The sequence below is a fragment of the Saccharospirillum sp. genome (assembly GCF_039982735.1).
Taxonomy (GTDB): Bacteria; Pseudomonadota; Gammaproteobacteria; order Pseudomonadales; family Natronospirillaceae; genus Saccharospirillum.
This window is the reverse complement of sequence record NZ_JBDWXV010000019.1, coordinates 97,356-110,931: the sequence shown is the minus strand read 5'-3', so window position 1 is coordinate 110,931 and position 13,576 is coordinate 97,356. Positions and strand designations below refer to the sequence as shown.

General features: G+C 47.5%; 9 protein-coding genes. 6 read left to right on the top strand and 3 right to left on the bottom strand.

The window, feature by feature from the left end; all coding sequences use genetic code 11:
* Nucleotides 1–78: 78 nt before the first annotated feature.
* The 6 genes from ABJT94_RS17065 to ABJT94_RS17040 all read left to right on the top strand — a co-directional run bounded on the left by ABJT94_RS17065 (nucleotide 79) and on the right by ABJT94_RS17040 (nucleotide 9,493).
* The gene (locus ABJT94_RS17065; protein ID WP_348476313.1) at nucleotides 79–1,602 is read left to right on the top strand and encodes an amidohydrolase family protein; all 1,524 of its coding nucleotides are present in this window, start codon (nucleotides 79–81) and stop codon (nucleotides 1,600–1,602) included.
* 811 nt (nucleotides 1,603–2,413) lie between these two features.
* Nucleotides 2,414–3,415 (top strand): IS110 family transposase, encoded by a 1,002-nt coding sequence (locus tag ABJT94_RS17060; protein WP_348476311.1) that lies wholly within the window; start codon nucleotides 2,414–2,416, stop codon nucleotides 3,413–3,415.
* A gap of 265 nt (nucleotides 3,416–3,680) precedes the next feature.
* Nucleotides 3,681–4,190, top strand: a complete 510-nt coding sequence (locus tag ABJT94_RS17055) for a hypothetical protein (protein WP_348476310.1) — start codon at nucleotides 3,681–3,683, stop codon at nucleotides 4,188–4,190.
* Between the two features lie 119 nt (nucleotides 4,191–4,309).
* Nucleotides 4,310–7,516, top strand: coding sequence for a hypothetical protein (locus tag ABJT94_RS17050; RefSeq protein WP_348476309.1), 3,207 nt, complete (start codon nucleotides 4,310–4,312; stop codon nucleotides 7,514–7,516).
* A gap of 215 nt (nucleotides 7,517–7,731) precedes the next feature.
* A complete protein-coding gene (locus tag ABJT94_RS17045) occupies nucleotides 7,732–8,889 on the top strand; it encodes an AAA family ATPase (protein WP_348483196.1) in 1,158 nt (385 codons plus the stop codon).
* On the top strand, nucleotides 8,879–9,493 hold the full coding sequence (locus tag ABJT94_RS17040) for an HNH endonuclease (protein WP_348474774.1): 615 nt from the start codon (nucleotides 8,879–8,881) through the stop codon (nucleotides 9,491–9,493). Before ABJT94_RS17045 ends, ABJT94_RS17040 begins: the two co-directional genes overlap by 11 nt.
* Nucleotides 9,494–10,966: 1,473 nt before the next feature.
* On the opposite strand, the gene ABJT94_RS17035 is transcribed toward ABJT94_RS17040, so the two are convergent.
* The 3 genes from ABJT94_RS17035 to ABJT94_RS17025 all read right to left on the bottom strand — a co-directional run bounded on the left by ABJT94_RS17035 (nucleotide 10,967) and on the right by ABJT94_RS17025 (nucleotide 13,547).
* Nucleotides 10,967–11,878 carry a histone deacetylase gene (locus ABJT94_RS17035; RefSeq protein ID WP_348474773.1) on the bottom strand — a complete coding sequence of 304 codons (912 nt, stop codon included), beginning with the start codon at nucleotides 11,876–11,878 and terminating at the stop codon, nucleotides 10,967–10,969.
* A 296-nt stretch (nucleotides 11,879–12,174) separates the two neighbouring features.
* Entirely contained in the window at nucleotides 12,175–12,615 is a 441-nt protein-coding gene (gene cynS / locus ABJT94_RS17030; protein ID WP_348474776.1) for a cyanase, read from the bottom strand.
* A gap of 35 nt (nucleotides 12,616–12,650) precedes the next feature.
* Nucleotides 12,651–13,547: an ABC transporter ATP-binding protein gene (locus ABJT94_RS17025; RefSeq protein ID WP_348474772.1), complete on the bottom strand. Its 897-nt coding sequence runs from the start codon at nucleotides 13,545–13,547 to the stop codon at nucleotides 12,651–12,653.
* Nucleotides 13,548–13,576: the final 29 nt, after the last annotated feature.

Here is a 13,576-nt window from a genome sequence, read left to right as displayed (position 1 = left end):
GAACCGATGAAAACGCCGCCGCCACAGCGACGGACACACAAACAAACGGCAAGACAAAAACAACAAGAGGACGCTCCCATGTGCAGACTGTGTGACGCTAACAAAGCCAGTGGCCATTCCGAAGGCCGCCGAGATTTCCTGAAAATGGCCGCCGCGACTGGCGCGGTTGCCGCCTCCATGCCGCTACTGGCCGGGGGCGCACAAGCCGCCGCTCACTCGACCCAATCTCAAATGCCCTCAGGCATCGGCAACGAAGGCCGCCGCACCCTGATCAAAGGCGGCGCCGTCATGTCGATGGATCCAGCCATACCCGACCTGCCCGTGGGCGATGTACTGCTCGAAGGCAAACGCATTGTACAAATTGCCCCCTCCATCAGCGTGGGTGACGACGTAGCGGTCATCGACGCCAAAGGCAAAGTAGTCATGCCCGGCTTCATCGACACACATCACCACCAGTTCGAAACCGCCCTGCGCAGCTTCCTGGCCGATGGCATTCTGATCAATGACGGCCAACCTCACAGCGAGCGCAACTATTACGAGACGATTCTGCAGAACTTCTCGATGCATTACCGCACCGAAGACGTGTACATCAACGAACTGTTCGCCGGGCTTTCGCAACTCGATGCCGGTGTAACCACGGTAATGGACGTCAGCCAGATCCACCATTCACCGGAGCATTCCGACGCCGCCATTCTGGGCCTGAAAGACGCCGGCCGCCGCGGCGTGTTCGGCTACTTCGAAGGCTGGGGCGACCGCGCCCAATACCCACAAGACGCCACTCGCATTCGCCAGCAACACTTTGCCTCCGACGACCAACTGACCAGCATGGTCATGGGCGGCGAAATCTACCTGCCGGGTTACGAAGAAGCCTGGCGCATCGGCCGCGAACTGAACCTGCCGATTGCCCTGCACGTAGTCGGCACCTTCGGCATGGCCGACACCTTCGACCAACTGGCACGCGACGGCCAGTTCGGTGCCGACAACATCTTCATTCACATGACCGGCATGAGCGACATGGCCTGGCAGGCAGCAGCCGATGCAGGCTCACACGTATCCCTTTCAGTACCCATCGAGATGACCATGCGCCACGGCATGCCACCGATTCAGAAATGCCTCGACATGGGCTTGCAACCCTCGCTCTCCAGCGACGTGGAATGCACCATGACAGCCGACCCCTTCACCCAAATGCGCTCCACCATGACGCTGCAACGCGCCTTCGTAAACGAAAAGGCCCTGGCCGGTGAAGACAACCTGCCAGGCCTGCTCACCGCCCGCGACTGCATCCGTTTTCACACCCTGGAAGGCGCCCGCGGCCTGAAATTGGACCACAAAGTCGGTAGCCTTACCCCGGGTAAAGAAGCTGACATCATTCTGTTGGATGCCGAAGCCATTAACGTTGCGCCGTTGAATCATGTACCGGGTGCTGTAGTGACGCTAATGGAACGCAACAACGTAGACACCGTGCTGGTAGCCGGCAAAATCCGCAAATGGCAGGGCAAGCTGGTGGATGTGGATGTAGACCACTTGCGTGGGCAGTTGGAGGCGAGTCGGGATTATTTGTTTGAAGCCGCAGGCATAGAACAGGACCTGTTCAGAGCCTGAAAGCAACCACCCAACTAAAGTCTCCCTCTCCCGCCCTGCGGGAGAGGGCCGGGGAGAGGGCACTCTTCCAGATTTATGCTCCCTCTCCCGCTTGCGGGAGAGGGCCGGGGAGAGGGTGCACTTCAAGTCTTACAGCCAACCACAGAACCCCACCCCGTTAGGCCTGTGCCCGTCGAAGGCCTTTGGGGCGCAAGCCAAACCTGAGACCCTCACATACAGGGGGGCGCGAATGACACCTCTCAGCAGATATGTACTTGCCAACTTCGTCACAGAGTGCCATGGTGAACGGACAACTAAATTTGACTTGGTGTGCCCTGTAACCGGCCGGGCGGTAGTGAATCTGAACGATTCTCACCGACTGCATAACAGTACGTCTCGACCACCATATATATTCCGATCAAATCCGAGGAATGCCAGCAGAATTTGGCCCATGCAGCTTTTGATCGCCTCGGCTATTCGTGCACATCCCAGTGGCTATTGAATCACCCTATAGCTATGCGTCAAAGAACGAAGGGGGGACGGGATGTGCAACATATCCAGAATATCTCGGTGGATATGTTGCAAATGTGATGGGTTATCCCGGATAGCCTACAGATTTGCAGGTTCTTGTGGGTTGACGTGTAGTTCATAGAAAGGGCCTGGTTTTAGATTGAAGGCTCTGGAATGGTTTTTTCAGAGAACTGGCGTGAGATGGGATGTTTTTGGTGGTCTTGGGTAATGTGATGTGCATTAGTTGATCTGAATAATGGTATGGACTCTCTCCTATAATGTCCGCGTCACCAATTGACGCCAGGGCAAACGGGAGGTGGGTATGAAAGGTCTAGGATCATATTGCGGTATCGATATTGCCAAACAGGTAATATCGATTCACATTGAAAACAGTAACCGTCAAGTTATTTGTCGTAAGAACCTGACTCGATCTAAAGTATTGACGTTTTTCAGCAATTTGCCTGCATGCCTAATAGGTATCGAATCATGTGGAGGCAGTCAATATTGGGCGAGAGAATTGATGAAGCTAGGTCATGATGTCCGCCTGATGAATGCTCGATTTATTGTGCCGTACCGACGCAAAAGCAAGAATGACGCTAATGATGCAGAAGCGATCTGTGAGGCTGTGACCAGACCGCACATGAGGTTTGTATCCATCAAGTCTGAACAGCAGCAGTCAATTTTGATGATGCACCGCCTAAGAGAGCAATGCGTATCGCAACGTAGAGCACTAATCAATCAGATGCACGGCTTCTTATTAGAGTTCGGGATTTCGCTACCAAAAGGAGCAAAAGCGGTACACAGAAATATGCAGGCCATTTTGGATGAAGAAAAACTACCAAGTCTTGCTGTAGAGATGTTGCATAACCAAATGGTAGCGCTAGCTCAGGTTGAAGAGCGAGAGTCCGTTCTCACGAAAAGGATCACACAGTGGGCTGAGAGCAATGAACAAGCTAAGGCCCTGCTAGCCCTAGAAGGCGTAGGGCCACTGACAGCATCTGCCATTGTTGCAACAGCTGGTAGTGCCAAGCCATTTAAGAACGGGCGACAGTTTGCCGCCTGGTTAGGCCTAGTACCAAAGCAGCGATCTAGTGGAGGTAAGGCCAAGTTGGGTGGTATTACCAAAACTGGAGACAGTTACCTTCGCAAACTCCTGGTACAGAGTGCTAGATCGGTACTACTAATGGCCAACCGAGGGCGGGGTAGAAACAAGGAATGGGTAGGCCAGTTAGTGGAACGTCGGCCCACGAATGTAGTGGCCATCGCAATGGCGGCGAAGCAAGCACGTATGGCATGGGCTGTTATGGCCGGTAAAGTGGTGTAGCAGTTATTAGAAATGAAGAGGATGCTCAATGATTTGCTGAGAATTAGATGAATGTCAGCCTGACTGACTGCGCGATAGCCTGATAACAGTTTTGATACTCGATATCGATTGAATAATGAGGAGCGCGCAGGCAACTACCATCTTGGTCACTCAATGAGTGAAACCGAATAGATAAATGCAGTCACAAGACGTTACTCTGATTTTCGTGCAAAGCGGGGAGAGTCCATAGATAAACTGTTAGCTTCTACTTTCGGAGATCGTACTCTTGGGTAAATCGAACAAAAAACCTTACGACGAAAGAACCGATGACGAAAAGCTATTGTCCAATTGGAAGAAAGCAGTGGGTCTATTCGAGAGGGAAGATTGGTCGGCCTCTATAATGCGAGTAGCTACTTCTTCAGAAATTGCCTCAAATATCTATGTGCGGCACTATCTTCAGGAGAGGCACGGCCTTCCTGGAGACTTTGTTAATTCACTTTTAAAATCCGCAAATGGTATGGCTGGTAAGTTAAGGCAGTTAATAACTCCAGCAGCTAAATCGCTTGGCAAATGGGATGAGATTAAGTCTATTCAACAGAAAATAGACTCAATCAATACACATCGAAATGAGGTGGCGCATGCAGGAAAGTTCAAGAATAGAAAGGACGCGAGAGTAGTAGTTGAGCATGCAATCGAAGTTATCGGGATTTTAGCGCCCAACGTTAAAGAACAAGTGGCTTGTCAGGCCGAAAAACTAACCAGTAAATCCAGCCGACGCAAAAAGACGCGCGGCTGAATTAGACGTTATACGGTGGGCCTAGTAAATCCGCTTTCGACCCAAAGCGAACATTTATAATTTGAATAAACTAGGTTGTCAGCAACAGATAAACAATATAGTGGCGAGTAGCGGTATTAATGACCAATAGTGATGGCGAAGAAATAAGGAAAGTCATACCGTCTCAGTTTATGAGAGCGCTTCGGCCTGAATATTATTCGGATACCGAAGACCGAATTGCCTATCTGCTAGATCCGCCAACCTTGGAATATCATCTGGAATCGATTACCTCACGCAATCAAACTCATGATTTTGAAATATTTTGCCGGAAACTCTGTGAACGAACAATTTGTCCGAACTTGCGTGCCCATACGGGCCCGGACGGTGGGGGCGATAGTAAAGCTGATACCGAAACTTACCCTGTAACTGAAGAAATTGCAGCTCTATTTTATATCGGCGAAGAAAAATCAGCACAAGAACGATGGGCTTTTGCTTTTAGTGCTGAAAAGAAATGGTCAAGCAAAGTTCGGAGTGATGTGAAAGGTATTGTTGAAACGGAGCGTGATTACAAAAGAATAATTTTTGTTACGAGCAGGTTTGCCCGGGATAAGGATCGTGCCCGTATCGAGGATGAGCTTTCAGAGCAATATAGTATTCCGGTTACAATTCACGACCGATCATGGATCATAAAAGAGATCATAGAAAATGACCGTAAAGACATTGCCTACAATTACCTGAATGTTGGAGAAACCAAGGACGATCCGCTTAGGCTGGGGCCGACGGATTATTCTCGCGTGCAGCAACTCACAGAGATTGAAAAATCCATTGTTGATCCTGACGCATTTAAGGATATGGAACAACAACGGGTCACGGAAGCTCTCTTAGCAGCGAAGTTATCTAGAAACATGGAGCTCCCCCGCACAGAAACCGATGGCAGGTTTCTCCGTGCTATCAGGTTGGCGGAGGCGGATGGTACTTACCGGCAAAAACTGGAAGCCAAATACGAACATATCTGGACAGCATTCTGGTGGTTTGATGATTTTCAGTCTTTAACGGATTCATACGAGGCTTTTGAAACGCTGGCAATTAAATCTGACCATGCCATAAATCTGGAATTTTTGTGTAATCTTCTTCAGCTTTTTGTGAACTCGGTCATTCATGATCATATGTCCCGCGACGAATGCAGACTTGATGAGCGCACGGCCAGGCTTAAAGAGGCGGTGAAAAAAATAGCCACGGATAAAGACCGCCCCAACAATGCTCTTGAAGCGCAGACCTCTCTTCTCATTATCCGGATGAACCAAGCTATGCTCAATAACAAGCGCGATGAACTGGCCAGCGTTTGGTATGATTTTTCTGCCGTCTTGGAAAAAGCAAACGGGCTTGGCGAGTTTAAAGCTGACCGGCTGGTGCAAATTGTGGAGATCGCCGGGAATTTAGCCGGGAATGATCCCGCATATAACGATTTGGTGGAAAAAACAGCAGAGTTTGTTTCCAAACGGAAAAGCGAGGCTGAAGGCGCTTTGATACTTCTTAAGAGGGCGCAGAAGCTTGATTTTGATAATAACTTTGAAATGATCCGCCTGCTTGGCAAAGCCGCTATAGGGCTGACAAAAAAGGAATATGCTGACCATCTCATCGAAGCCCTTCAGCTTTTGATGCTTGCCTATCGGAGTGCAGGGCTATTGTGGGCAGCACGGGCAAGCTGCGCCTTCCTTGCCGCATCCTGTGTTATGGAAGGCGAAGAAGATAGTGAACTGCCGGTCAGTTTTGTTCCAACAATGAAAATCTGGGCGTGGATAGCATTGGAATTGCGCCACATTCCTGATTTTCTGTTTGCGATCCAATTGCTGAACGGCGCTCTGTCCGCTTTACCGTTAACAGATGATTCAAAAGAAAAGGTCGGCGAGGATATTCGGGAGCTGGATATGGCACTTGGCAGCGTGCTCCTGAATTTGGATGAAACCAATCTTCGCAAACTGGAAAGCCTGCCGGATATACTTGAGGCGCTGGGATTATTCATGGCGCGGTCTGCCCTTCTTTTTACGCTTGGTCACGTGGATGTTCTGCGGTCCGACGGTAGTTTGCCCGAGGAAGAATCCAATGACGACGTGAACAGGATTTTTTCAGTGCTAGCAAGTCAGCCGGTTGCACAAAATCTACGCGGGCCTCTTGTTCTGAATACTGAAGTGGCGCAGATTTTAAACACAACCATTCTGGGTATGGCTGTTGAAATCCATATTGAAGGAAGTGCTCAATCCGTCCTTATTGCGGAAGCTATTATGGGTTCTTTGGAAGCGTTTTTTGCCACGGCGATTGAACAACGTATTGTCCCCCACACAGAAAAATTTCGGCTTAATGTGATACAAAGTGAAAGAGTATCCGAGCCATCCTTTGAGATAAGCACCATGGATATGATTGGCACCATCACCTGGCCTACTGATCTTTCTCCCAGCAATTTTGACAATCAAAGCGAGATTCATGAATTTTGGGCAGAGGTATCAGGCTACATCCTTTCCACATGCTGCATTATCGAAGATGCGGAAGCGTTTTTGGAAAAACTATATGCCGATGAGGCTTTGCACCACAGAATGACGATGGTGGCGCTCGCCTCTACCAGTTACCACAGAGTCGCGACGCGAAGCATTTCCCGGCTATCAGATTGGCAAGAGGTCATACAGCAATCTTACGCATTGCGCAGCAAACGCCCGGTGGTAACGCTTATTCCACTTACGGAAGAAAAACTAGACGATCCAGAATTTCAAAGCAACGACAGGCCGCCTATGCCGAAAGATCATCGAGCCTATAGCGTCAAATCGGTTATTGATGTACATGCTTGGGATCAGGCGCAATGGAAAGGAACGGCTTATGCTCAACTCAGCCATTCTCAGCCCCCATGTGTGGCGTTTCTTTTTAAAAATGAAGAAGGTGGCAGGAAAATTTTTGAACGCTGGCGGGAACGGTTTGGCACACAAGATGAAAATGAAGAAATTTCTTTATCCATTATCCGTCAACTGCCAGAGAAAAATGAACATTACTATTGCGTCCTAATAACTTCTAAATTGCCGGAAACAGATGATTTTAAGCCAAATCAAGTGATGACAATGGCCAGTCGGTCTATGACTATGACGCCTGACAACGGAACTAATTTAGAGAGGTTTTTGAAGTCATATGAACAGTTAGGAGCATTCTATGTACTACCAGCGTTTTTGAATGGTGCAGGCCCGCCGGAATTGGCTTTTGACTTGGCGATTTTAAAACGTGATCTGACTGTGAAGAGAGCTCAGAATGTTGGTGAACATGATATCGAGGCGATGGCTCTTCGTGGGCACTTAAAAAATAGCTAGCTATAAAAAAGTCAGTGGCTGCTTAGGCTTCAAGGAGATCATTACATTCCTAATACTACTATTATTAATTTCCCCGAAACATGGCCTGATGATCTGCATCAATTCTTAAATGGAAACGAAAGGGTTATAGAAGGCTGGGAATACAGCGCTCCTAAAACAACGTCAGCGGTGGCCTAACAGGACAGGCACATTCACAATGAAAGAGTGATATTGATTTGAAAGATAGTATTTTGGTTGAAAGAACGGCTTCAGAATATGATGTAAATATAATCATCGGAGAAAATGGTTCAGGAAAAAGTTATTACTTAAATTCTATCGCAAAAGAGTTTATAGATTCTGGCATGAATGTTATCGGGATCGCTACTTCTGTACATGATAAATTTAATATTCGCAGCCGTCGATTTCATTTTTTTGGAGGTCGACAGGGACGAAATATGGTTGAAAAGCTTGTTAAAAAATCTCTCTATTTTAAAGATTCTGTCGACACTGATAGAGTGAGGTATTTAGTAAGAGCGCTTGAGTATAGCGGTTATGAAGCGCGTATTGGCATAAAAGTTGAAGGTTATGATCCTGAAAATGAAAAACTAATCAAACATGACCTAACGATGTCTGATGAAGATAAAAATGAAATCCTCACTATCATATCTAATTATGGAGAAAACTTTGGACACCTTGATTTGCCCGGTTTTAGTGAACTATTAAGTTTAAACTTGATTGGGTTAACTGCTGGAAATATTTATGGGACTACATTATCAACAATATTGAAGCACGAACGTATTCTAAAGAAGCTAAAAATAATATCATCTGTAAATCTGTATCTTGAAAAGGAATATAGTACGGTAGAATTAAAGAATGCCAGTTCAGGTGAGTTAATGATGATGTCTTCATTTTTGCATATATCGTCACATATTACAGGCGATTCAGTAATAATTATAGATGAGCCTGAAAACAGCTTACATCCTAAGTGGCAAAAAGAGTATATAAGCAAAATTTTAGATTTGTTTTACTTATATAAGCCGAAAATTATTATTGCAAGCCACTCGCCATTAATTATTCCTTTGGAAAATCAAGATTCAAAATTGTTCAGGTTATCAGAATACAAACTAGAAGAGATTTCAAGAGAAAGCAGTAATAATGAAGAAGTTATGTCAGAAGTTTTTGGAGTTTTAACCCCGGAGAATAGATACCTTTCTGATTATCTCATCAATGTAATCAATGATTATGACGCTAATCTTATAGACTATAAAGATGCTAGAGATAAAGTCTTAGAACAAAAACAAAAAATATATGACGTTAGGCAAAGAGAATTCGTTGATGGTGTTTTAGAGATCATTGAGGTAATGTCAGATATTAAAGGGGGAGATGGTGGTTAATCGTGTTAAATTCACTCGTGATGAGATTTTGAATATTAAAAGTGCTGCATTAGCAGGGCACAACGGTTGGGATAACAACCCAGAGCTAAAAAAGGTTAAAGATAAAATTAAAGACTTCTCCATAATTAAAACTAATGAGAGGTGTTGTTATTGCGGCAGAAATGTTAAAGGTGAATTTAGAATGGTGTTAGATATTGAGCATATCCTGCCAAAGTCACTTTACCTAAGATATATGTTTACTATGAAGAATTTATCTGTTGCATGTAAACGTTGTAATATGAGTATAAAAAAGAATAGAGTGGACTTTTTAGAGGACAGTATTGTCTTGACGAGTAAAGTATTCAAATCTAAACATTACAAATTCATTCATCCAAATTTAGATAAATTTGATGCTCATTTGCTTCTGGCTGGTATTCAGTTAGGTAAAAATATGATAGTTAAATATCATGTTGTAAAAGACAGTGATAAAGGTAAGTTTAATTATGCTTATTTCAAGCTTGACGCATTAGAAAAAGATAGTTTTGATCGAGGGCAAGGGGGGCGAAAGAGAGCAGAAATAAATAACCAAAGTGTTAGGAATATGTTCAACGATCTGGTTCTCTAACAAGGCGCGCCTAACAGGACAGGCACAGTAGTAAAAAATATTTGCAATACCTTGGTTATAAAAACTGATTTTAGGGACTGGACTAGAAGAACGGCCTAAAAGCCTAAATGGACAGGCACCGTAGTAAAAACAGTTTGAAATACCTCGGTCATAGAAATATGTTTTAGATGCGTTGCAAGAGAATTAATGGATAGGGTTAATCTGTATGAAAACCTGCTAAATTTATGCTTTCCAAGCGCAGCAGCGCCTCAGGTTGCCCTGTGACACAAGCCACATTGGACAGGCACTTTAGAGAAAGAATAGAAAACAGGCCATACATCGATTCAGTAATTTGAAAAACAGTACCGCCGATTAACGTCAGTTTGGAAGAAAGGGGAAGATTGGCTGATTATCGCTTTTTTCAGGCACACAACTGCCTCAGGCTGCCTTGTTAATTGAGTATCGAGGAAAGTTTTGGCTAAGTCAGTTGCGCAGCCAAGGCTAATCCGGGAGTTCGCCGGTAGCTGAACTGCTGGCATTTTGCGCTTATTGAGATTGCAGTGCCAACCAATCCTTTAAACTGGCTTTCAAAGTGCTGAGTGTTATAGAGCCAGTGTTCAGCGTCGATATTAAGGTGTTCGAGAATGGGGGGAAGGGTCTGTGTGATGACCTAACAGGACATGCACAATAGCTGACTATAAAAGCTGAAAAGTTCATAGGTCGATGCTATTGCCTGAGATTGGTATCCAGAAGATTGCTCTTTTTTTAAAGCGACCTAATAGGACATGCACAATAGGCGACCGACTAGTAGGACATGCACATTAGTCGACTATCAAGATCATAGAGTCCATAGGTTTTGACTATTTTTGTGATGGGTGTCCAGCTTGCTCTTCATAAGTCAATAGGGCGTGCACAAAACGTTCTACAGGAAGACTATGGTCAAAGTTTTATGCTATCGACTGTGATGGGTGTCTACAATTTACTTCTACAGTTTAAGGGTAGATTAGAATCACGAAAACTGAAGCAATCATATACAATGCAAACGCTAAAAAGAATGCCCTCAAAAAAGTTCTTTCTATCCCTAGATGAAAACCTGCAAAGACCATTATTTTTCTTAACGTAAATTGTCTGATTATCAATAAACTACTGACGCTTAGTAATAGGGTAACTACCATGTGTTTTGGATCAAACCCTACCAGGACTCTTTTGATGAAGAGAATGGAGAATGCGCAGATGTAGAGCGAAAGGAACAATTTCCAGAACGTATTTCTATCAGCCATCAATTGCTCCCTTTGATAAAGTAGCGTTGCACTAAGGTTAGTCTAACAGGTCAGAATCGCCTAACAGAGCATACACAGAGTCCACTATCAGAGCTAAAGAATTCATAGGTCGATGCTATTGCTTGTAATGGGTTTCTAGCGGGCTGTTGCCGTCTTCCGCATATGACCGCGCGTTTATAGTTGCCACACAGATGACCCGCCACTAAAACCGGGTTCAGCGCCAGAGCTCGGCCGCCACCTCAACCACAATAGCATGACGCCTGGCCAGCGCCTGGCGGTCGTCGTCGTAGCCACCCCCGATGACCGTTGCAACGGGAATGCCTCGCTGTAGCAGCGTGCTCAGCACCAGCCGGTCGCGCTGCCGGATACCCGCTTCTGAAATGTTCAAACGCCCCAGCGGGTCACCGGAATAAACGTCCACACCCGCGTCGTACAACACGATGTCCGGTGAGCTACGCCGCAGTGCCTCGTCCAGTGTGGTGTCGACGACCTCCAGGTAGTCATCGTCTTCCATGCCGTTGGGCAAGCCCACGTCCATATCGCTGATTTGCTTGGTGAAGGGAAAATTGGTTTCGCAATGAATGGAGCAGGTAAAGGCACCCTCATCGTCCTTCAGTAAGGCGGCCGTTCCGTCGCCCTGATGCACGTCGCAGTCAAAGATCAGCACCTGCCGAACATCGGATTGATTGAGCAGCACATGGGTGGCAATGGCCAGGTCGTTCAGAATGCAGAACCCGGAGGCGTGGTCATAGTGCGCATGGTGGGTGCCGCCCGCCAGGTGACAGGCCAGACCCTGATGCAGTGCCAACTGAGCGGTAAGCACCGTGCCGGAGGGCGCCAGTAAGGTGCGATTCACCAGCCCTTCGCTCCAGGGCAGGTTCATCTGGCGTTGTTCGGCACGCGAGAGGGTGTTGTTAATGAACCGGGCCAGATAATCCGGAGAGTGCGTCTGGTTGAGCCAGTGGTCGCGACACTTGCCCGGTCGGTAGGTGTTGTCGGGGGTCAGCAGTCCCTGGCCGCGCAGGTAGTCTGCCAGCAAGCCAAACTTTGCCATCGGGAATCGGTGTTTGGGCGGGAACGGGAAGCTGTAGTCGGGGTGGTGCACCATCGGCGGCAAGCCAGACATCGGGTCATCCTAAGGGTTTAAGCAGCTGTGAATCATCGGGGCTCTGTCTCGGTTATGGCCAGTGGCCAAGTGTAGCCAATTTTGACCCTCGATGTGGCGAGACCTTACCCAAATTTCCAAACACCGGGGTTCACCCGACTCACTGAGTAGCAAAGCGTGAATAATGGGTAGTACCAGGCTCTGGTCGGTGAGCTGAATGGCGCTGACGGTAACGGCGATGCCACCGCGATGGAATGGTAAACGTACCCGGCCCGTTTGGGCCGGATATTTTTTTATAGGAGCAAGTCGCGTCTGGCTTACCAGCGATTATAGGCGAGGTACTTACCGCTCATGGTGATCACGACTCGGTCGCCTTTGGGGTTCTCTTCCTTGTCGACCTCCATGGTGAAGTCAATGGCGCTCATGATGCCATCACCAAACTTTTCATGGATAAGCTCTTTCAACGTATCGCCGTACACACCGACAATCTCGTAAAAGCGATAGATAGCCGGGTCTTGCGGAATCGCATCGTCCCAACCTTTTTTGGGGGATACCTGCAGGGTGGCTGCAACGTCTTTATCGAGACCGAGCAGGTCACAGATTGCGAAGGCTTTGTCTTCTGTCATGGTGTTCATCCCGAGACACGCCGACGTCGTGAATACGGGCGACATACCAATGCTCTCTGCCAGGGCTTCCCAAGAGATCCCTTTAGTCGCCTTGGCTTCGAAAATTTTTGCGGTCATCATTTCTTTGGTCATCATGGCTAAATCCTCATTTCATTGATAATGATTGGTCAAGCGTTAACGGCCTTTACTGTGTCTGGATGACTCTCCTGATCACCGATTGTTGAGCCGGCGGTAAGCCCCGGTTCAACAACGCGCGGACTTCCATCGGCTTCAGGCTCTGCGGAGTCACTTCGGTTAACGAGATAATCGACGAGATAGTCACGTATTTTGTGGTAGGACGGATCCTGGAAAATGGTCGACCGGGCACGCGGGTGTGGCAAGCCGACTTTTACGCTTTCCGCTATCCGCGCGTTAGGGCCGTTGGACATCAGAAAAATGCGATCCGATAACAAAATGGCTTCGTCCACATCGTGCGTGATCATAAAGACGGTTTGTCGTGTTTCCTGCCAGATTTTGACCAGCTCATCCTGAATAACGCCGCGGGTCAGCGCATCAAGCGCACCAAACGGCTCATCAAGCAACAACAGTTCAGGTTGCGTAGCAAAGGCTCGGGCGATACTCACACGCTGACGCATACCACCCGACAGTTGCGAGGGTTTGCGATGAAAGGCGTGATCGAGCCCGACCATTTTCAGGTAACCCTCGCTGTGCTCCAGTACCTGTTGCTTGCTCCAGGATGGCCAGCGCGCGCGCACCGCAAACGTAATATTGCTCAGGGTACTTTTCCAGGGCAGCAGACTGTAGTTCTGAAAGACCACGCCCCGGTCAAGGCTGGGGCCTTTTACTTCCTTGCCATTCATGACGATGTTGCCGGTCGTGGCCTCATCCAGACCGGCCAGCACGTTTAGGATCGTGGATTTACCACAGCCGGAGTGACCGATGATGCACACAAATTCGCCTTTCTCCAGTGCAAGACGAATGTCCTCAAATACGGTGAATTCGCCGCCCTGTCCGTCTGGGTAGACCTTCGACAGCGCTTCGACTTCCAAAAATGACTTACTCATAACAGCCTCCGTTCGGAGTGGTACACCGC